The organism is Rhodococcus sp. ARC_M5 (assembly GCF_022810405.1).
Classification (GTDB): domain Bacteria; phylum Actinomycetota; class Actinomycetes; order Mycobacteriales; family Mycobacteriaceae; genus Rhodococcoides; species Rhodococcoides navarretei.
The window spans coordinates 435,951-459,648 of record NZ_JALGQE010000001.1 but is presented as its reverse complement, the minus strand read 5'-3'; the positions used below and the strand labels follow the sequence as shown (position 1 = coordinate 459,648).

The window sequence follows — 23,698 nt, the reverse complement described above, 5'->3', positions numbered from 1 at the left end:
CGACACCGACTCGGCAACGTACAACCTGCCGATCGCCCTGCGCCTGTCCGGCGCGCTGGACGTCGCCGCGCTGCAAGTGGCAATCATGGACGTCATCGATCGGCACGAATCGCTGCGCACGGTTTTTCCGGATTCCGCCGACGGACCGCATCAAGTCGTTCGTGACGCTGCACAGATCGTCCCCAACCTGTTGCCGGTACGGACCACGATGGCGGAGCTGCAGCGGTCGATCCGCCACCTCGCATCCACCGGTTTCGACGTCACCGCCGACGTACCCATGCGAGCTCGACTCTTCGAGATCAGCCCGTCCGAGCACGTGTTGACCCTTGTCGTGCATCACATTTCGGCTGACGGCTGGTCGATGGGGCCGCTTGCTCGCGACATCATGATCGCCTACGCAGCGCGCACCGAATGGGAGTCTCCGGGCTGGGCACCGCTTCCCGTTCAGTACGCGGACTACACGATGTGGCAACGAACGACACTCGGATCGGAAGAGGATCCCTCCTCGTTGATCTCGAAGCAGGTTGCCTACTGGAAGAACACCCTCGCGGGCCTTCCCGATCAACTGGATCTTCCGACCGACCGGCCGCGTCCGAACACGCAGTCGTTCGGCGGGGGTACCTACGAGTTCGAGATCGGTGCCCGTATCCACAGCGGACTGCTCGAGCTCGGTCGGGCTCGCAACGCGTCGTTGTTCATGGTCGTCCACGCCGCACTGGCGACCTTGCTCGCACGCACGTCCGGCACCGATGACATCGCGATCGGTACACCCGTCGCGGGCCGCGGTGAGCAAGCGCTGGACGACATCGTCGGAATGTTCGTCAATACACTCGTGCTCCGGACCAGGGTCGTCGGTCACGAGTCGTTCGACGATCAGCTCGTGCGCGCGCGGGAGTCGGCGCTGGGTGCCTTCGCGCACTCGGACGTGCCGTTCGAGAGACTCGTGGAGGTTCTGAATCCGTCGAGGTCCACTGCGCGGCATCCGTTGTTCCAGGTGATGCTCTCGTTCGAGAACCTGGGACCATCACATCTCGAACTTCCGGCCCTCACCATCGACAGCGTCGAGTTGGACGCCTCGGTGGCCAAGTTCGATCTGCAGTTGACGCTTACGGAACAGATGTCGGCCACCGGCGAGGCCAAGGGTCTGTCTGCCGAATTCACCTATGCCACAGACCTGTTCGACGAGGCGACGGTTGCCGCACTTGCGGAGCGGCTGGAACGAATTCTCGAGTCGGTGATCACGGATTCCACGATTCCGCTGGGCGACATCGAACTGATCGACGTCGTCGAACGTGGACTGATGCTCAGTTCGTGGAACGACACCGAGCACGAGATCGATTCACAGGCAACTCTTCTCGGGTTCTTCGATGAGCAGGTGCAGGTTGCTCCGGACCGGACTGCGCTCGTGTTCGAGGGCGAATCGTTGACATACTCCGAATTCGACTCGCGGGTCAATTCGCTTGCACGCAGGCTGGTGACTCTCGGCGCGGCTCCGGACCGACTCGTCGCGGTGGCCATGCGTCGCTCACTGGACATGATGGTGTCCCTCTACGCCGTATTGCGCGCTGGAGCTGCCTACGTGCCGGTCGACCCCGACCAACCTGCCGAGCGCAACCGCTACATTCTCGACGTAGCCGAACCGGTCTTGGTGTTGACCACAGCACGCGACGACTTCTCGGTCGCCGAGACAGCGCCGACCGTGCTGGTGGACGTCCTCGACGATCGCGACTTCTCGAACGCCCCTCTGGCCGATTCCGATGTCGTCGCGCGCCCTCTGCCGGGTTCGCTGGCCTACGTGATTTTCACCTCGGGCTCGACCGGGCGCCCGAAAGGCGTTGCAGTCAGCCACGGTTCGGTCGTCAACCAGATTTCGTGGATCGTCGACAGGTATGCCATCGGGGCTTCGGACGTCGTTCTGCAGAAGACTCCGTTCACCTTCGACGTGTCGGTGTGGGAACTGTTCGGAGCGTTGGCGTCCGGTGCCGAACTGATCGTTGCCGAGCCGGACGGCCATCGAGATCCGAGCTATCTCGGACGGATCATCGCCGAGCACGCGGTGACGGCCACCTCGTTCGTACCGTCCATGCTCTCGGCATTCGTGTCCCAGGTGACGGTGGAGCAATGCCGAAGCCTGAAGTTGGTCCTCGTCGCCGGCGAGGCACTGCCGAATTCCGTGGTGTCCGACGTGGCGCGAGTCGTGCCCGACGCCGGTGTGCACAATCTCTACGGACCGACCGAATTCACGGTTCACGCCACGGCGCGTCCCGTCGCAGGGGTTGCAGGCTGGTCTCTCCCCGGTACCAGCGCGCCCATGGGGCGCCCGGTGTGGAACTCGCGGGTGTTCGTCCTGGACGCGAGGATGCGACCCGTTCCGGTCGGCGTCGCAGGCGAGCTCTATCTGTCGGGCGTACAGACCGCCCGTGGTTACTTCGGCCGTGCCGACCTCACCGCCGATCGATTCGTGCCCAATCCTTTCGTCGGTGGTCGGTCCACAGGACGCCCCGGCGAGCGGATGTATCGCACCGGCGACCTGGTGCGGTGGACGCGCACCGGAGAACTCGAGTACGTCGGACGAACCGATTTCCAGGTCAAGCTCCGCGGACTCCGCATCGAACTCGGTGAGATCGAAGCGTCACTGGCAGCGCACGATTCGATTGCACAGGCCGTCGTTCTGGTCCGAAACGATCAACTGGTGGGCTACGTCGTGCCTGCGCCTGGCTTCACTGTCGACGTCGGCATCGTCCAGGCCACCGTTGCGTCTGCTCTGCCGTCGTACATGGTGCCTTCCGCCTTCGTCGTCCTCGACTCTCTGCCCGTCGGTGCATCGGGAAAACTGGATCGCAAGGCATTGCCGGAGCCAGTGGTCGAGTCTCGAACATTCCGGGCTCCGACCACCCCGGTGGAAGAAATCGTTGCCGGTGTGTTCGAGGAGGTGCTCGGGGTGCCCCGCGTCGGTCTCGACGACGACTTCTTCGTTCTCGGCGGCAACTCGCTCGTCGCGACACAGGTCGTCTCGAGATTGGGTGCAGCGCTCGATGCTCAGGTTCCGGTACGGGCCTTGTTCGAGGCATCGACTGTCGAGGCTCTCGCCGTGCGTGCGGAATCGCACACCGGCGTCGGGGGACGACTGGCGCTGACCGCACGGGTACGCCCGTCGCGGATCCCACTGTCCCTTGCGCAGCAACGTATGTGGTTCCTCAACCGCTTCGACACGGAATCGGCGGCCAACAACCTGCCGGTCGCGATTCGGATGTCCGGATCGCTCGACGTCGATGCCCTGCAGGCGGCTGTCGGGGACGTTCTGGGTAGGCACGAGGCCCTGCGCACCATCTACCCGGAAACCGATGGGTTGGCCGCACAGGTTGTGCTGTCGACGGCCGAGGCGCTGCCCGTTCTGACTCCGATCACGGTCTCGGAGAACGAGATCATCACGCGGATCACCGAATTCGTCGATACCGGTTTCGACGTCACCCACGAAGTGCCGTTGCGCGCAGAACTGCTGCAGGTCAACGAATCCGAGTTCGTGCTCGTCTTCGTCGCCCACCACATCTCTGCCGACGGCTGGTCGATGGGCCCGTTGACCCGTGATGTCATGGTCGCCTATGCGGCGCGCACGGCGGGTGAACCACCGGCGTGGTCTCCGCTTCCCGTTCAGTACGCGGATTACACACTGTGGCAACGTGAGCTGCTCGGTGACGAGAAGGATCCGGAGTCGATCCTCTCGCGCCAGGCCGAGTACTGGCGTGGTGCGTTGGCCGGAATGCCGGAAGAACTGGGTCTGCCCACCGATCGGCCACGGCCGTCGGTGCAGTCCTTCGTCGGTGCCACCCATTCCTTCACCATCGATGCGGAACTTCACCGTGCCCTTGCAGGTGTGGCTCGTAGCTCGGGCACCACGCTGTTCATGGTCATGCACACTGCGCTGGCGGTGCTGTTGGCGCGACTGTCGGGCACTCACGACATCGCCATCGGCACTCCGATCGCGGGCCGCGGCGAAGCGCAGCTCGACGACGTCGTCGGCATGTTCGTCAACACTCTGGTGTTGCGCACTGCCGTCGATCCCGGTGCCGGGTTCGACAGTGTTCTCGAGGCGAATCGCGAAACCGATCTCAAGGCGTTCGCCAACGCCGATGTTCCGTTCGAGCGACTTGTCGAGATCCTGAACCCGGAGCGATCCACCGCGCGTCACCCGTTGTTCCAGGTTGCCCTGTCGTTCCAGAATCTGCCGATCACCAGCTTCGAGCTCCCCGGCCTGAAGGTCTCTGCAGTCGATTTCGATATCGACGTCTCGAAGTTCGACCTGTCGTTGCTGTTGCACGAACACACCGATGAGACCGGCATGCATACCGGCATTGCGGCCGAATTCACCTATGCACGTGATCTTTTCGACGACCACACGATCGAACGCTTCGCCGAGCGACTGACGCGACTGCTCGACGCGGTCGTGGCGACCCCGACGCGCCCAGTGGGTGACCTCGCGATCATGGACGTGGACGAGTACGAGTGGCTCACCCACGTGCACGGCGACACTGTCACCCATGGCGGGACGCTGGCGGAGATCTTCGACGCCGGCGCTCGGATCGAACCGGACGCGGTGGCGGTGCGCGTGGACGGCCGGTCGATCACCTACCGCGAGCTCGACGTCGCATCCACCCGCATGGCACGTGAGCTCATCGCCCGTGGGGCAGGCCCCGATTCGGTTGTCGCGCTGGCATTCCCGCGCTCCTACGACATGGTGCGTGCGGTATGGGCCGTCGCCAAAGCCGGAGCGGCGCATCTCCCCATCGATCCGACGTATCCGGCCGAGCGTGTTCGCCACATGCTGTCCGATTCGGGGGCGGTATTCGGTATCACCGCGGCGGAGCACGTTGCCTCGTTACCGTCCACGACGCAGTGGACGGACATCGCCGCACCGGACTTCGCCGGTGCTTGCGAGCGTCGATCCGCCGATCCGATCACCGATGCGGATCGTTCGCGCCCGGTGGCGCTGACCGATGCGGCATACATGATCTACACCTCGGGCTCGACAGGACTGCCCAAGGGCGTGGTGGTCACCCACACCGGGCTGGGCGGCGTGCTCGATGCCGCGACCGATCTCTACCACTTGTCGGCCGGCTCAAGGTTTCTGCACATCTGTTCTCCGAGCTTCGACCCGTCCGTGCTCGAATGGATGGCGGCCTTCTCCGAGGGGGCAACCCTCGTCGTTGTGCCCGCGGGGGTCATCGGAGGTGACGATCTGGCCGAGCTGTTGCGGACCGAAAGGGTCACGCACACGATCATCACACCGGCGGTGCTGGGAACAGTCGACCCTGCGGGCCTGGACAGCCTCGAGGTGGTGTCCGTCGGCGGTGACGTCACCACCCCGGATCTGCTGAATCGCTGGGCACCCGGGCGCAAGTACTTCAACGGGTACGGACCGACCGAGACCACCATCATTTCCAGCTTCGCCGAGCTGCGGCCGGGGATGCCGATCTCGGTCGGCCGTCCGATCCACGGGATGTCGGCCCTCGTGCTCGACGAGCGGCTCAACCCGGTTCCGGTCGGTGCGGCCGGCGAACTCTATCTCGCCGGTGGCGCATTGGCTCGCGGCTACCACAACCGCACGGGACTGACGTCGAATCGTTTCGTGTCGAATCCTTTCGGCGAGCCAGGAACCCGGATGTATCGAACGGGTGACGTGGTGCGGTGGACGTACGGCGTCGACGCGGTGTCGACCGACCCGCAGGCGATCAATCTCGAATTCGTCGGACGGTCCGATTTCCAGGTGAAGGTGCGCGGTTTCCGAATCGAGCTCGGCGAGATCGATTCCGCCTTGACCGCCCACGAGCACGTCTCGTTCGCCGCTACTCTCGGGCGAACACTGCCAAGCGGCGCCACAGTTCTCGTGTCCTACGTGCTGCCCACGTCCGGCACTGCGGTCGATGTGGACGAACTGATCGCGTTCGTCGGCCGAACGCTGCCCTCGCATATGGTGCCCTCTGCTGTCGTGGTGCTCGACTCCGTACCACTCACTCCGGTCGGCAAACTGGATCGTGCCGCTCTGCCGGAGCCGGTCATCGAGCAACAGCAATTCCGGGCGGCGACCAACGATCTCGAGACGATCATCGCCGAGGTCTTCGCCGACGTGTTGGGCGTGGCGCAGGTCAGTATCGACGAGTCGTTCTTCGCACTCGGCGGCGACAGTATCGTATCGATTCAACTCGTCTCACGTGCTCGTGCTCGGGGCGTCGCGTTCAGTCCACGGGATGTGTTCGAGCGCAAGACCGTTGCCGGTCTTGCCGAGGTGGCTGCCTTCGTCGGTGCGGCCGAGGAACGCGTTGTCGTCGGAGAACTCACCGGCGGCGGCGTGGGCCCGCTGGCGTTGACGCCGATCATGAAGTCCGTTCTCGAGTCTCCGGGCGGGTTCGGTAGGTTCGCGCAGTCGGTGGCCGTAGGTCTGCCGGTCGGTATCGACCGGGCATTGTTGACCGCGACCCTGGCTGCCGTGGTGGACCACCACGACATGTTGCGCTCGATCGTCGAACGAGCCGAGGGCGGAGAGTGGACGTTCGGTGTGCGCCCCGTCGGTGCCGTAGACGTGTCCGACGCACTTGTGCGAGTGGAACTCGATGCGGCCGTCGGCGACGAGGAGTTCATCGCTCGCTCGGAACGCGAACTCGATTCGGCGAAGGGAAGATTGGATCCCGAAGCGGGCCGAATGCTCGAGCTGGTCTGGTTCGACTTCACATCGGAACAGGGCGCGTCGCAGCGTCCCGGCGTCCTGCTCGTCGTCGCTCATCACTTCGTCGTCGACGGTGTTTCGTGGCGCATCCTGTTGCCCGATCTTGCGGTCGCGTGGAGCCAGGCAGCGGCCGAGCAGCAAGTGCTGTTGCCTGCTGTGGGAACGTCGATGCGCCGCTGGGCGCACGGGCTGGTGGACGCGGCGCACGAAAGCGCGCGCGAGGCCGAAGTTGCGTGGTGGACCGAAGTTCTGGCCGGTGAGGATCCACTGCTCGGGTCGCGTCCGTTCGATCCCCGGATCGATACTCTCGGCACCACGTCCCGCGTGGACGTGGAACTGTCGGAGGCGGTGACCGATGCGGTGACGACGACAGTTCCTGCGCGCTTCAACGGTGGCGTCAACGACGGTCTGCTGGCCTCGTTGGTGTTGGCACTGGCTCGGTGGCGAGCACGCCGCGGCGTCGACCTGCTCGACGCCGTAGTCAAGCTCGAAGGCCACGGCCGCGAGGAAGACATCGTCCCGGGCGCCGACCTGTCTCGAACCGTCGGTTGGTTCACCAGCGCCTTCCCGGTTCGACTCGCGTTGGAGGGGATCGATCTGCGCGACGCCCTCGCAGCGGGCCCAGCCATGGGAGCAACGGTCAAAGCAGTCAAGGAGCAGCTGCTCCGCGTGCCGGACAAGGGCATGGGCTACGGCCTGTTGCGGTACCTCAACGGCGAGACGGCCAAGGTCCTCGAGGCGGTCGGTCTGACGCCTCAGATCAGCTTCAACTACCTGGGGCGGGTGTCGACCGAGGGCATTTCCACCGAATTGACCGGCGGTGCCTGGATTCCGTCCGATGTGCTCGCGGACGTCGGTGCGCCCGGTGATGCCGATATGCCGGCGAACGCCACCATCGACATCAACTCCGCGGTGGTGGACACTCCCGCCGGTCCGCGATTGACCGCGAGTTTGACCTACCCGGAAGGGCTGCTCGCACGATCCGAAGTCGACGAATTCGCGCAGCTGTGGACAGATGCGCTGACGGCGTTGGCGCAGTACTCCTCGGTAGACGGTTCCGGGGGACTGACCCCGTCCGATGTGCCGCTGGTACCGGTGTCGCAGAAGGACATCGACGTGTGGGAAGGCACCTTCGGACGCGTCACCGACATCTGGCCGCTGGCGCCGCTGCAGTCCGGTCTGCTCTTTCACGCGCTCATCGCCCAGACCTCCGTGGATGTGTACACGATGCGTGTGTTGCTTCGGCTCACGGGCACTGTGGATGCCGAGCGTCTGCGCAACGCAGCGCAGGCTCTGATCGATCGGTACGAGAACCTGCGCGCAGCATTCGTGCAGAACGATGACGGGCTGTCGGCGCAACTGGTGCTCGATCGCGTCGAAGTACCTTGGCGCGAACTAGATCTGAGCGGTGTGCCCGAGTCGGACCGCGAGGCTGCCTTCGAGGATGTGCGAGCGCGGGATCTCGCTGAGCACTTCGACCTGACCTCTGCGCCGCTGATGCGCTTCACCCTCGTGCGGATGTCCGACGACGATCGACGATTCCTGGTCTCGAGCCACCATCTGTTGCTCGATGGATGGTCGTCGCCGCTGTTGATGCGAGACCTGCTGGCGCTCTACGCATTACGTGGCGACAGTGCCGCGCTGCCCCGAGTGCGATCGTACCGGTCGTTCCTCGCGTGGGTTGCGGGTCAGGATGCGTCGGCTTCGCGGCAGGTGTGGGCCGAGACGCTTGCCGGCATCGAGGCACCCACCCTGTTGTCGACCGTGGATCAGAACCGAGCTGTCTCGGCCGAAACGGCCGAGCTGTCGCTCGATCTCAGTGAGTCACTGTCCTCGACTCTGCAATCTGCAGGCGCTCGGATCGGCGTCACGCTCAACACGTTGGTACAGGCAGCCTGGGGTCTGCTGGTTGGTCGACTCGTCGGCAGTAGCGACGTGGTTTTCGGCGCCACGGTCTCCGGCCGTCCGGCCGGCCTGACCGGTGTCGAATCGATGGTGGGCCTGTTCATCAATACGCTCCCGGTTCGAGTGCGTTTCGACGGTGCGGAGTCGATCGAGTCGATGCTCGTCCGACTGCAGGGCGAGCAAGCAGATCTGCTCGACCACCACTACCTGGGGCTGAACGAGATCCAGCGTGCCGCCGGTGTCGGAGCCCTGTTCGACACCTTGACGGTGTTCGAGTCCTACCCGGTCGACGAGGCCGGGCTGGCCGCGCAGGCCGAAAACATCGACGGCATGTCGGTGGCCGACGTCGAGCTCGAGGACGCCACACACTATCCGTTGACGCTCTTGATCGCCGTCGACACCCGTGTGCACTTCAAGTTGAAGTATTCGACCGATGCCTTCACCGCCGCCGAGGTTGCATCGATGATGACGCGGCTGGAGACCATCCTGGAGGCCGTCGCCGACGACCGGAGTCTTGCAGTCGGGGATATCGATCTGACCGGTGCGACCGAGCGCTCGATGTTCGCGGAGCTCAACGACACCGCGCGTGATATCGACGCGCACGCAACCCTCGTGTCGATGTTCGATGCGCAGGTGTCGGCCACGCCCGACTCGGTGGCACTGACATTGGGCACCGAATCGCTGACGTATCGAGAGTTCGATCTACGGGCGAACAAGGTTGCGCGGTACTTGATCCGGCAAGGAGTCGGACCGGAATCATTGGTTGCGCTCGCGATGCGTCGTTCGCTGGAGATGATGATCGGCCTGTACGGCATCGTCAAGGCAGGCGCTGGTTACGTGCCTGTCGACCCGGACCAGCCGGCCGAGCGAGTCGGCTACATCCTGGAGACGTCCGGAGCGACGCTCGTCCTGACGACCTCGCGGGACGGCTTCGGTGACGTCGATCATGAGGACGTGTCGGTCGTTCGCTTGGACGAACTGACCCTGGACGCCTACGACGGAGGTCCGGTCGCAGCGGAAGAACTGTCGTCACCGCTCGACCCGGCCAATACTGCCTACGTTCTGTTCACCTCTGGATCCACGGGTCGGCCCAAGGGCGTTGCCATCAGCCACCAGGCAATCGTCAATCGCCTGCTGTGGATGCAGACCAGCTATCCTCTGGACGACCTCGACGTGGTCGTTCAGAAGACTCCGGTGACGTTCGATGTCTCGGTGTGGGAATTGTTCTGGCCCTTGCAGGTCGGTGCACGACTGGTCGTCGCCAGACCGGACGGCCACCGCGATCCCGTCTACCTGTCCGAGTTGATGCACGCCGAACGCATATCCGTGGCGCACTTCGTGCCGTCGATGCTGGCCGTGTTCGCCGCCGAACCCACGGCGCAGCGTGCGGACGCGCTGCGGTGGGTATTCGCCTCCGGAGAGGCGCTGCCGGTGACCACCGCAACCGCCTTCGCTACGGCGGTCCCGGCCGCCCGTTTGGTAAACCTCTACGGCCCCACCGAAGCGGCCGTGGACGTGACGTACCACGAGTTCTCCCCGGCGGACACCGTGAGCGTGCCGATCGGCCGCCCGGTATTCAACACACGCGTGCACGTTCTCGATGCTCGACTGCGTGGCGTCGGGGTGGGAATGGTGGGCGAGCTCTACCTCGCCGGCGTCCAGCTGGCCCGCGGGTACCACTCCCGGCCCGATCTGACCGCAGACCGCTTCGTCGCCGACCCGTTCGATCCGAGTGGCGGCCGGTTGTATCGAACCGGTGACCTCGTCACGTGGTCTGCGACAGGCGAACTGGAATACATCGGTCGCTCGGACTTCCAGGTAAAGCTGCGCGGCTTGCGTATCGAGCTCGGTGAGATCGAATCGGCGTTGGTCTCACACGACACCGTCGCTCAGGCGGTGGTGCTCGTGCATAGCGACCAGTTGATCGCGTACGTGGTGCCCGCTGGCAGTCACGCCGTCGATGTCGACGCGCTACTGCTCGCCACCGGGGCGCTGGTACCCGAGTACATGGTCCCGGCCCAGGTTCTCGTACTCGACGCCCTGCCGTTGAGCCCGTCGGGCAAGCTCGATCGCAAGGCGTTGCCGGAACCTGTATTCGCCAGTGCCGCGGAGTATCGCGGAGCTGCGAACGATGTCGAACGCGTGCTCAGTGACGTGTTCGCGGACGTACTCGGTCTCGACCTGGTCGGAGCCGACGACTCTTTCTTCGCCCTCGGCGGCGACAGCATCGTGTCCATCCAACTGGTAGCGCGTGCTCGAGCTCGTGGCGTGGTGATCTCACCCCGAGATGTGTTCGAGCACAAGACCGTAGCGGCGCTGGCGGCCGTGGCAACGACCGAGGACGCACTCGCCGACACCGCTGTTCTCGACGAACTACCGGGTGGCGGAATCGGCCGAATGCCCCTGACTCCGTTCGCGCAGTCGATGGTCGAGCGGGGTGGGTCCTTCGATCGGTTCGTGCAGTCCATCACGCTGGACCTGCCGGTGGGAATCGACCGGCAGGGTATCGCTGCGACGATCTCGGCAGTGGTGGACCGGCACGACGGCCTACGCGCTCGACTCGTTCACGACGAGCAGGGGTGGGGTCTCGAGATTTCCGAGCCCGGCAGCGTCTCGGTGGACGACTGCGTTGACCACATCCACATCGCTCCCGAAACCGACGATGTCGCTGCACTGGCCACAGCCTCGGCCGCCGTGAACGAATCGATGGCTGGACTCGACCCACGGTCCGGGAGCATGCTCCGATTCGTCTGGCTCGACATGGGTACCGAGGTCGCCGGGCGACTGATCGTGGTGGCGCATCACCTGGTCGTCGACGGTGTGTCCTGGCGAATTCTGGTGCCGGACTTCGTATCTGCGTGGGCGCAGGTGTCCCTGGGACAGAATCCGGTCCTTCCCGAAGTGCGTACCTCGCAGCGTCGCTGGGCCCACGCCTTGAAGGACCGCGCTGCCGAGGCCGACACACTCTCCGAACTGCCGATGTGGCAGCGCGTCACCGATGTTGTCGATTCCACGCTCGGCAGTCGGCCGTTCGATCCGTCCGTGGATGTTCAGTCGACCGTCGATCGGCTGACCGTAGTGCTGCCCGTAGGTGTCACTCGAGCGTTGCTGACCTCGGTGCCGGACGCGTTCCACGGCGGAGTCAACGACGGCCTGCTCACTGCGCTCGCGTTGGCGGTCGTCCGATGGCGCGCTGCCCGTGGCATCGACGAGTTGTCGACGCTGGTCCAGCTCGAGGGACACGGCCGCGAAGAAGAACTGATTCCCGGGGCCGATCTGTCCCGCACGGTCGGGTGGTTCACCAGTGCATATCCCGTACGGCTCGATCTCGACGGAGTCGACATCGTGGACGCATTCGGTGGAGGCGCGGCCTTGGACCGTGCTGTGAAAGCGGTCAAGGAACAGTTACTGGCCATGCCGAACAGGGGCATGGGTTACGGACTGTTGCGCTTCCTCAACGATGCCACCGCAGCCGAACTGTCGGCACTTCCGTCCGGGCAGATCAGCTTCAACTACCTTGGGCGAGTCTCTGCCGGCGAGATCCCGGAAGGAATCGAAGGCTGGCTTCCGGCAAGTGATTTCGATGAGCTGGACATCGTCGGCGACGCGGATCTGCCGGCGAACAGGACCGTGGACATCAACGCGATCGTGCGCGGAGCCGGTAACGAGATCGAGTTGACGGCGACGTTCGCGTACCCGAGCGGCGCCATCGACCGTGACGCCGTGCAGGACTTGGCCGATACATGGGTCGACGCTCTCACTGCTCTCGCGGTTCGCGTCGAAAGCGGGACCGCTGGGGGACTGACCCCCTCGGATGTGCCGCTCGTCGCCGTCGCTCAGCGCGACATCGACGCTGCGGAGAATCGATACCCGGGTGTCACCGACATCTGGTCCCTGGCTCCGCTGCAGTCGGGTCTGCTGTTCCATGCGATGTTGGCCGAGTCGGCTGTGGATGTCTACACCATGCAGATGGTGTTGACACTCTCCGGCGACGTGGATGCACGTCGTCTGCGTGGAGCAGCCCAGGCGCTATTGGACCGCTACGACAACCTCCGGACTGCATTCGTACCCACGGCGGACGGTTCGACCGTCCAGGTCGTCGTGGAAAACGTTGCCGTACCGTGGTTCGAGCACGACTTGTCGCACCTGTCCGACGGCGAGCGCGCCGAAGCGTACGAGCAGCTCCGCAGCGAGGAGCAAGCTGTTCGATTCGACACGGCCGCAGCGCCTCTCGTTCGTTTCACCCTGGTGAAACTGACCGACAGCGACTACCGCCTGCTGTTCGCCAACCACCACATTCTCCTCGACGGCTGGTCGATGCCGTTGATGATGAAGGACCTGTTGGTGCTGTACGCGGTGCACGGTGATGGGTCTGCGCTGCCTCGGGTGCCCTCCTACCGAACCTTCCTGTCCTGGCTCGCCAGGCAGAACCGGTCGGAGTCCGCACGAGTGTGGGCGCGGGTACTTGCCGACGCTCCCGAACCGACGATGGTGGCACCCGCGGCCGTCGGTCGCGAGATCACCTCGAGATCAGGCGCGGTAGAACTACCACTGTCGGGCGAACTGTCCGAGGCATTGGTCGACCTGGGCGCACGCCTCGGTGTCACCGTCAACACGCTGGTGCAAGCCGCGTGGGGTCTGCTGCTGTCCGCGTCGACCGGCCGTGACGACGTCGTGTTCGGCGCTACGGTCTCGGGAAGGCCTGCGGGGCTGCCGGGCGTCGAATCCATGGTGGGTCTGTTCATCAACACCCTGCCCGTTCGGGTGGCCGCCCGCGCCGGCGAGTCGATCGAGAAGGCACTCGTCCGACTGCAGGGCGAGCAAGCAGACCTTCTCGACCATCACTATCTCGGACTCACCGAGGTTCAACGCGCCGCGAACGTCGGCACACTGTTCGACACGTTGACCGTTTTCGAGTCGTACCCGGTGGACGAAGCAGGTCTGGCGGCACAGGCGTCGAACATCGACGGCATGGCTGTGACCGGGGTGGAGAGCAACGACAGCACCCATTACCCACTGACTCTGCTGATCGTCGCGAACGAACGAATCATGCTGACGCTCAAGTACTTCGAGGATCTGTTCGATCGTGACCAGGTGTCGGCGATGCTGGGGCGCGTCGAACGGATTCTGACGGCGTTCACGGCCGATCCGACTGCCGCGATCGGCGATATCGACTTGCTCACCGCCGCCGAACGTTCGCTGCTGCTCGACGAGTGGAACGCCACCGACCGGGATCTTCCGGAAGGGACTCTGCTCGATGCCTTCCGTGCCCAGGTACGCCGTACTCCCGACGCAGTGGCCCTGACGTTCGGCGACGCGTCGATGACGTACGCGGAGTTCTCGGCTCGCGTCAATCGGCTCGCTCGGTACCTCGTGGCCGAAGGAATCGGGCCCGAGTCGACCGTGGCGATCGCCATGCACCGATCATTCGACCTCCTGATCGGTATCTACGCAATCCTCGAGGCCGGCGGTGCCTACGTGCCTGTCGACCCCGAGCAGCCCTCGGACCGCATCGAATACATCGTGGAAACGTCCGCTGCCACCCTGATGCTGACCACCGATGCGGACGCGATCGGCGTCACCGCCGTCGAGCCGGTGGTGCATGTCGACCGGCTCGATCTGAGCTCGTTGTCCGATCTGCCCATCGACGATGCCGAGCGAACGACCGTTCCGGGGAACAGTGCGTACGTACTGTTCACATCCGGTTCGACCGGCCGTCCGAAGGGCGTGACGATCGATCACCGCGCGATCGTCAACCGTCTCGAATGGATGCAGGACCGATATCCACTCGATCGAGCCGACGTCGTGGTGCAGAAGACGCCGGTGACGTTCGATGTGTCGGTGTGGGAACTGTTCTGGCCCTTGCGTATCGGAGCTCGACTGGTCATCGCACTACCTGACGGACACCGGGATCCCGCCTACCTTGCGCGGTTGTTCGCGGCAGAGTCGGTATCGGTGGCGCACTTCGTACCGTCGATGCTCGCTGTGTTCGCCGGTGAGCCGAGCGTCCGAGTCGCGACGAGCCTTCGGACAGTGTTCGCATCGGGAGAGGCGTTGCCGTCGAGTACAGCGGCATCGGTCGTCTCGCAGTTGCCCGAGGTCCGCGTCGTCAATCTGTACGGACCGACGGAAGCGGCAGTCGACGTCACGCATCACGAGTTCTCGGCCCGAGACGTATCGAGCGTGCCGATCGGGCGACCGGTCTACAACACCCGTGTCTACGTGTTGGACAACGCACTTCGGCCGGCACCTGTCGGCGCGGAGGGGGAGCTGTACCTCGGCGGTGTGCAGCTCGCGCGGGGATACGCCTCACGCCCCGATCTCACTGCAGATCGGTTCGTTGCCGACCCCTTCGGACGCGGCCGGTTGTACCGAACCGGCGATGTCGTCCGGTGGACCGTCGACGGTGAACTGGAATACGTCGGCCGTTCGGACTTCCAGGTCAAGCTACGTGGGCAGCGCATAGAGCTCGGTGAGATCGAGTCGGCTCTCGCCGGTGTCGACACCGTGGCGCAATCGGTGGTGGCGGTGCGCGCCGATCGGCTCGTTGCGTGGATCGTCCTGACCACCGAGACGACGGTCGACGCAGTCGCCGCCGACGTGTCGGAGCGCCTGCCGGCCTACATGGTGCCGTCGGCGTTCGTCGTACTCGATGCCCTCCCGCTTACCACGTCGGGCAAGCTCGACCGCAAAGCATTGCCGGAGCCGGCATTCGAGACAGTCGAGTTCCGGGCACCGACCACGCCCGTCGAGCAGATCGTTGCCGAGGTCTTCGCAGATCTACTCGGTGTGGAACGGGTCGGCGTCGACGACGACTTCTTCGCTCTCGGTGGCAACTCACTGATCGCGACACAGGTAGCCGCTCGATTGAGTTCGGCACTCGAGGCTGCCGTACCCGTCCGCGCCTTGTTCGACGCATCGACGGTCGGTGCACTGGCACGCCGCGTCGAGGACCATGTCGGGGCCGGCGGACGGGCAGCTCTCAGAGCTGGTCCGCGGCCCGAGCGCATCCCGCTTTCTCTTGCGCAGCAACGCATGTGGTTCCTGAACCGATTCGATACCGCGTCGGCGGTCAACAACATTCCGGTGGCGATCGAGCTCACCGGCGCGTTGGATGCGGCCGCTCTCCACGCTGCGATCGGCGACGTGGTGGCTCGGCACGAGACGCTGAGGACGGTGTACCCCGAAGTCGACGGGGTCGGTTATCAGGTGATCCGCGAACCCGCCGACGTGCCGATCGATCTGGAACCGGTCGCAGTACCAGCAGGCGAAGTCATGAGCGTCGTGGTGGACATCGTCGGCCGAGGGTTCGACGTCACGCGCGAGGTGCCGGTTCGGGTTCGGTTGCTGCAGTTGGGCAGCGATGAGCACGTCCTGGTCTTCGTCGTTCATCACATCGCAGCCGACGGCTTCTCGATGCGGCCGTTGACGGTGGACGTGATGACTGCGTATGCCGCTCGCGCAGCGGGCGATGCGCCGTCGTGGCAGCCCCTCGAGGTTCAGTATGCGGACTACACGCTGTGGCAGCGTGCGGTGTTGGGTAGTGAGGACGATCCGACGTCACCCGCGTCGGCGCAGGTTGCCTATTGGACTCGTCGATTGGCGGGGGCCCCGGACCAGATCGAGTTGCCGTTCGATCACGTTCGTCCGGAGATCGCGACCAACCGTGGACGCACCACGCAATTCGACGTACCTGCAGCACTGCATACCGCGCTGAACCAGCTCGCTCGGAAGAACAACGCGACTCTGTTCATGGTGGTGCACTCGGCGTTGGCGGTATTGCTGTCGAGGTTGGCGGCATCGGAGGATGTCGCGATCGGCACCCCCATTGCCGGCCGCGGCGATGCCGGTGTCGACGACCTGATCGGTATGTTCGTCAACACCCTCGTGCTCCGGACCGAGGTGTCCCCGTCGGCCGAGTTCGTCGACGTGCTGGCGAACGCGCGTGAGGTGGATCTCGAGGCGTTTGCCAACGCGGACGTGCCGTTCGAGCGACTGGTCGAGGTGCTCGATCCGCAGCGTTCGCAGGCGCGGCATCCGCTCGTGCAGGTGGTGCTGGCATTCCAGAACCAGGGACAGACGTCTCTCGAATTGCCGGGGCTCGCTGTCGAAGCACTTCAGTTCGATGCGGAGATCGCGAAGTTCGACGTGCAGTTCACTTTCGAGGAGGTCCTGGACGGTGGGCTGAGGTGCTACGTCAGCTACGCCACCGATCTGTTCGAGGCGAAAACCGTGCAGGTCATGGGCGATCAGCTCGTCTCGATCCTGAGAGGAGTCGTTGCGGATCCGTCGGCTGCGGTCGGTGATCTCGAGATCGTCGATCCCGTCACGTGTGAGCGCGTGCTGAGCCAGTGGAGTTCATCGGGTCCGGATGTGTCCTCCGGTGCGGGGACGTTGGCGGATCGATTCGACGCTGTCGTCGATGCGTATCCGGATTCGGTCGCAGTACGGTTCGAGGGCATGTCGGTGTCGTACGCCGAGCTCGATGGACGAGTCAATCGTCTTGCGCGAGTGCTTATTTCGGCTGGTGCTGGTCCCGATGCACTGGTTGCGGTTGCGCTGCCGCGTTCTGTCGAGTTGATCGTCGCGTTGCTGGCGGTGGTCAAGTCCGGCGCCGGCTACCTGCCGGTCGATCCGTCGTATCCGGCGGAGCGGATCGAGTTCATGATTGCCGATGCGACACCGGTCGCGGTGGTCTCGACCGCCCAGGTGGTGGCGCAGGAGTCGATGGTCGGTGTACGGGCAGCCTCTGTCGCTGTCATCGACATCGGTGAAGGTGTTGCGAGCGAGTCGAATTCGAGTCCGGTGACGGATGCGGATCGCTCGGTTCCGTTGTCTGCGGACAACGTGGCGTACGTGATCTACACGTCGGGTTCGACGGGGCGTCCCAAGGGCGTATCGGTGCCGCATTCGACGGTGCTGCGGTTGATGGACAACACCGATTCCTCGTTCGGGTTCGGTGTGGACGATGTGTGGACGATGTTCCATTCCTACGCGTTCGACTTCTCGGTGTGGGAGTTGTGGGGGCCGTTGCTCAACGGTGGAACGTTGGTGATGGTCGATTACTTCACTTCGCGTTCACCCGAGGCGTTCCGCGAATTGCTGGTGTCCGAAGGCGTCACGGTGTTGAACCAGACTCCGTCGGCGTTCTATCAACTGGCCGAGCTGGACCGCACGCAGGGTGGCGGTGAGCTGGCGTTGAGGTACGTGATCTTCGGTGGGGAGGCGTTGGAGCCGCGCAGGCTCGAGGGCTGGTTCGCCCGTCACGGTGACGGCAGCGCTACGGGACCGTTGTTGGTGAACATGTACGGCATCACCGAAACGACGGTGCACGTGTCGTTCCGGGCTCTGTCGGCGGCGTCGATCGGTTCGGCATCGGTGATCGGTGCTCCGATTTCGGGTCTGGGTGTGTACGTGCTCGACACGCGTCTGCAGCCGGTCCCTGTCGGTGTTGCGGGTGAACTGTACGTGTCGGGTGGACAGTTGGCGCGTGGTTATCTCGGGCGTGCGGGGTTGTCGGCGACGCGGTTCGTGGCGAATCCGTTCGGTTCGGGTCGGTTGTATCGAACCGGCGATGTGGCGCGGTGGGTCGAGGACGGTTCCGGTGTCGGAGAGCTGGTGTATCTCGGGCGTGCCGATGATCAGGTCAAGGTGCGCGGTTTCCGGATCGAGCTCGGCGAGATCGAGGCAGCGGTGTCGGCTCAGACCGGGGTGTCCGCGGCTGCGGTGATCGTGCGCGAGGATTCGCCGGGTGCGGTGCGGTTGGTTGCTTATCTCGTCGGGTCGGCCGATGTGGAGGCAGTTCGTGCCGGTGTGGCGGAACTGGTGCCGGAGTACATGGTGCCGTCGGCGTTCGTGGTGATGGATGCGATTCCGTTGACGGTCAACGGAAAGCTCGATCGCAAGGCGCTACCGGAGCCGACGGCGGTGGCGGTGGAGTTCCGTGCTCCATCGACGCCGATCGAAGAGATAGTGGCGGGTGTGTTCGCGGATGTGCTCGGTGTGGAGCGCGTCGGCGTGGACGACGATTTCTTCGCTCTGGGCGGTAACTCACTCATTGCGACGCAGGTGGTGTCACGGCTCGGCGGGGCGCTGGATGCGACAGTGCCGGTCCGGTTGCTGTTCGAGGCCTCCTCGGTCGGCGATCTCGCCGCACGGGTGGAGACGGCGGTCGGTAGCGGCCGTACCGAACTGACGGCACGCGAGCGTCCCGCCCACGTGCCACTGTCTCTCGCACAGTCGCGCATGTGGTTCCTGAACCGATTCGACAGCGCGTCGACGGCGTACAACATTCCGATGGCCTTGCGGCTTTCGGGCCATCTCGACGAGGACGCTTTCGCTGCGGCAGTCACCGATCTCGTCGGTCGGCACGAGACGCTGCGAACGGTCTACCCGGAGACCGAATCCGGTGCGATGCAACAGGTTCTGTCGGTCGAACAGGCCGGAATTGCTCTGACAGTGGAGGACGTCGACGCCGGAGCCGTCACCGAGCGTGTCATGGCCCTGGCAGCGACCGCCTTCGACGTCACCACCGAGGTGCCGGTTCGGGTCACTCTGTTCCGTGTAGCGGCACAGGAATTCGTCGTGGCGATGGTGGTCCACCACATCTCCGCCGACGGTTCGTCGATGGTGCCGTTGACCACCGACCTGATGACTGCGTACGCAGCTCGCACGCAGGGACGTTCGCCGGAATGGGCCGCGTTGCCGGTGCAGTACGCCGATTACGCGCTGTGGCAGCGCGAAGTGCTCGGACGCGAGGACGACCCGACGTCGGTCGGTGCGCAGCAGCTCGAGTACTGGAAGGGTGCCCTCGCCGATCTACCCGACCAGTTGACGCTTCCACTGGACCGGCCGCGACCGGCCGACCAGAGCTTCCGCGGGCGGCGTGTCGAATTCACGGTGTCGGCTCGGACCCACGCGGCCGTCCAGGAACTGGCTCGGGCGCACAACTCGACGGTCTTCATGGCGGTCCATGCCGCCTTCGCCGTCGTACTGTCCCGGCTGTCGGGTATGTCGGACATCGCAATCGGCACTCCCATCGCCGGTCGCGGTGAAGCGGCACTGGACGATCTCGTCGGAATGTTCGTCAACACGTTGGTCTTCCGATTGGACGTCGACGGTGCATCGAGCTTCACGGATCTGCTGGCGCAGGCTCGGGAGACCGATCTACAGGCTTTCGCCAACGCCGACGTTCCCTTCGAGCGGCTGGTCGAGGTGCTCAACCCGGCGAGGTCGACCGCACGGCATCCGCTGTTCCAAGTCGGCTTCTCGTTCCAGAACGTCGCGCAGACGTCTCTCGAACTGGGGGACCTCACGGTCTCTCCGGTGGACGCCGACTCGGGTAACTCACAGTTCGACCTGCACCTCATCCTGGCCGATCGTCACGACGCAGACGGTGCACCTGCGGGGTTCGAGGCGCTCGTGACGTACGCGACCGACCTGTTCGACGAATCCACGGTCCGATCGATCGTCGATCGATTCGTTCGAGTCCTGGAATCGGTTGTGTCCGAACCGGATCAGGCTGTCGGAGATATCGTCGTGCTCGAGCACGACGAGCGCGACGACGTGCTGACCGCGTGGAACGATACCGCCCGCGACATCGATACCGACGTCACTCTGGTCGACATGTTCGATGCGCAGGTACGGCGAGACGGCGATGCCGTAGCGATCGAGTTCGAGGGCGAATCGCTGACGTACCGGCAGTTCGACGCGCGCGTGAACCGAGTGGCACGGTCGCTGATCGATCGCGGCGTGGGGCCGGAGTCTCTGGTGGGTCTGGCGATTCGACGATCTGTCGATCTTCTGGTCGGTATGTACGCGATCGTGAAGGCCGGCGGTGCCTACGTTCCGATCGATCCGGATCAACCGGCCGAACGAATCGAGTACATCCTCGACACCGCACGACCCGTCCTGGTGATCACCGTTCCCGGAGTCGACGAAACGGAGTCCGACATGGCCGGGGCGGTGGACCTGGCCGAACTCGAGGTGTCCGGCGAGGACGACACCCCGGTGGTCGCCGCTGAACGATCGGCACCTCTGCATGCGGACCACACCGCATATGTCATCTTCACGTCGGGATCGACCGGCAAGCCGAAGGGCGTGGCGGTGTCGCACGGTGCGATCGTCAACCAATTGGCATGGAAGCACCACGAGTTCGGCATGGATGCATCGGACTCGGTGCTCCTCAAGACCGTGGCGACCTTCGATCTCTCCGTGTGGGAATTCTGGTCGGCCTTGACGATCGGTGCCCGACTCGTCGTGGCGACAGCAGACGGTCACCGTGACCCCGATTATCTGCTCGGGGTCCTGCGTGAGCGGTCGGTGACCACACTGCACGTGGTTCCGTCGATGTTGTCGATGCTGAGCACGGTGGCCGGTGGTTCGCTTCCGTCCACGTTGCGCCGGGTGCTCGCGATCGGTGAGGCCCTGCCTGCGGCGACGGCACAGCAGTTCCGGTCGAACAATTCGGCGGAACTGTTCAACCTGTACGGGCCTACCGAGGCCGCGGTATCGGTGACCTCGCATGCGGTCGCCGATTCCGATGTGGCGTCGGTGCCGATCGGGCGTCCGGAGTGGAACACCCAGGTGTTCGTACTCGACGCACGACTGCACCCGGTACCGGTCGGTGTCAGCGGTGAGCTGTATCTTGCGGGTGCGCAGTTGGCCCGAGGCTACTTCGCGCGTCCGGATCTGAGCGCCGACCGGTTCGTCGCCCTCCCGTTCGCGACCGGCGGTACCCGGATGTACCGCACCGGTGACATCGTGAAGTGGACGGCCGACGGTGAACTCGAATACGTCGAGCGGGCTGACTTCCAGGTCAAGATTCGCGGGTTCCGCATCGAGCTCGGCGAGGTCGAATCGGCTCTGCGAGCGCAGGATCGAGTGCGCGAGGCTGCGGTGACAGTCCACAACGACGGCCGCACCGGCGATCGCCTGGTGGCCTACGTCGTCGGACGTTCCGACGAGTTCGACGTCGAAGCGAGTACCAACGAGCTCGCGGCCGCCCTTCCGTCCTACATGGTGCCGTCGGCGTTCGTCGTTCTCGATGCGTTGCCGTTGAACACCAACGGCAAGCTCGACCGCAAGGCCTTGCCTGCACCGGAACTGGCGTCCGCCGAGTTCGCGGCTCCGACCAACCCGATCGAGGAGATCGTCGCCGGTACTCTCGCGGATGTTCTGGGTATCGACCGTGTCGGCCGTACCGACGACTTCTTCGATCTCGGCGGAAACTCACTCATTGCCACCCAGGTGGTGTCGCGGTTGGGCACCGCACTCGATACTCAGATTCCGGTGAGGATCGTGTTCGAGGCGTCGACCGTGGCGGCCCTGGCGGCCAAGATCCAGCCTCTCGTCGGCGGTGGTGCGAGGCAGCCGCTCGTAGCTCGTGAGCGGCCTGCGGCAATACCGCTCTCGCTTGCCCAACAACGCATGTGGACCATCAACCAGGTCGACACCGCATCGGCGGCATACAACATTCCGGCCGCGATCAGACTCACCGGCGCTCTCGATGTCGGTGCATTCGCAGCGGCGATGAACGATGTCGTGGAGCGGCACGAGGTCCTGCGTACCAAGTATCCTGACTCTGCTGACGGTCCCGTTCAGGTCATCGGGCGGGTTGACGACTCCATCGGCAACCTGACTCCTGTTCGGGTAACGGAGGCCGACGTTTTCGACCGTGTAGGTGAGATTCTCGGCGGCGGATTCGACGTCACCGCGGAGGTTCCGGTGCGGGCGGGGTTGTTCGCCCTGAGCGAGACCGACCACGTCTTCGCACTGGTCGCACATCACATCACCGCGGACGGGTTCTCCATGCGGCCGTTGATTCGGGACGTCATGCTCGCGTACACCTCACGGGCCGTGGGCGATGCTCCCCAGTGGTCACCGTTGCCGGTGCAGTACGCGGACTACACCCTGTGGCAGCGCGAGGTACTCGGCGACGTGACCGATCCGAACAGCGCTATGACCGCGCAGTTGAACTACTGGACGCGTGAGCTTGCCGGAATTCCGGATCTGTTGGCGCTCCCGACCGACCGGCCCCGGCCGGCGCGGCAGTCCACGATCGGTCAGGCGTACGAGTTCACCTTCGGTACCGACATCGCACAGCGCGTGGACAAGGTTGCCCGTCAGCACAATTCGACGGTCTTCATGGTTGTGCACGGTGCCCTGGCAGTGCTGCTCGCTCGACTCAGCGGAACCGACGACATTGCTGTCGGTACGCCCACCGCGGGGCGCGGCGAGGCGGCACTCGACGACGTGGTCGGCATGTTCGTCAACACTCTCGTACTGCGGACAAAGGTCGAGGGTGCGATGACGTTCTCCGAGCTGCTCACTCGAACGAGAGACACCGATCTCGCAGCCTTCGGTCATGCCGATGTTCCGTTCGAGAATGTCGTCGAAGCGATGGGACGGAGTCGGTCCAGTGCGTACTCGCCGCTGTTCCAGGTGATGCTGACCTTCCAGAACGCAGTCAGTGACACCTTCGCGCTGCCCGGACTCGAGGTGTCTGCGCTCGCGGCGGACGAGGATCAGGCGAAGTTCGATCTGCAATTGACGGCGATCGAGCAGTTCGACGAGACCGGTTCGGTGCAGGATGTGCGAGCCCTGTTCAACTACGCGACGTCGATATTCGACAGGTCGACGGTGGAGAAGTTCGCCGACAGGTTCCTGCGAATTCTCGACGCCGTGACGCAGGATCCCTCGGTGACGTTGCGTTCGATCGACATTCTGTCCGAGGCCGAGCGGGCTGCGTTTGCGCCGAAGCGGAAGGCCAGAACGGTCGCAGATCTTCCTGCGCTCGTATCGCAGGCAGCGTCCATCGCGCCGTCCACAGCCGTGCTGAGTCATGAGGGCGTAGACATCACGTTCGAGCAGCTGGGAACGAAGCTCGAATCGGTCTCCAAGGCCATGGGCACGACGCTCAAGCCCGAAGCGCTGGTCACGGTGGCTCTGTCACAGCTCGTGCCCGGCATCCTGCCCGCACTCGGTGCAGAGGGATACGCGACGGCGGTGGCGTCGATGATCGAGGCGGCCGAGGCCGTGATCGATGGTTGAGCCCGAGGAGGGTGTCGTCTG

General features: G+C 64.5%; 1 protein-coding gene (running past one end of the window). It reads left to right on the top strand.

The features are described 5' to 3' along the window. On the top strand, positions 1-23,677 hold the 3' portion of the coding sequence (locus tag MTX34_RS01975; protein ID WP_243608253.1) for a non-ribosomal peptide synthase/polyketide synthase. Its footprint begins 6,407 nt before the window's first position; only the last 23,677 of its 30,084 coding nucleotides appear in the window; the start codon falls outside the window, past its left edge; its stop codon occupies positions 23,675-23,677. Positions 23,678-23,698 lie beyond the last annotated feature (21 nt).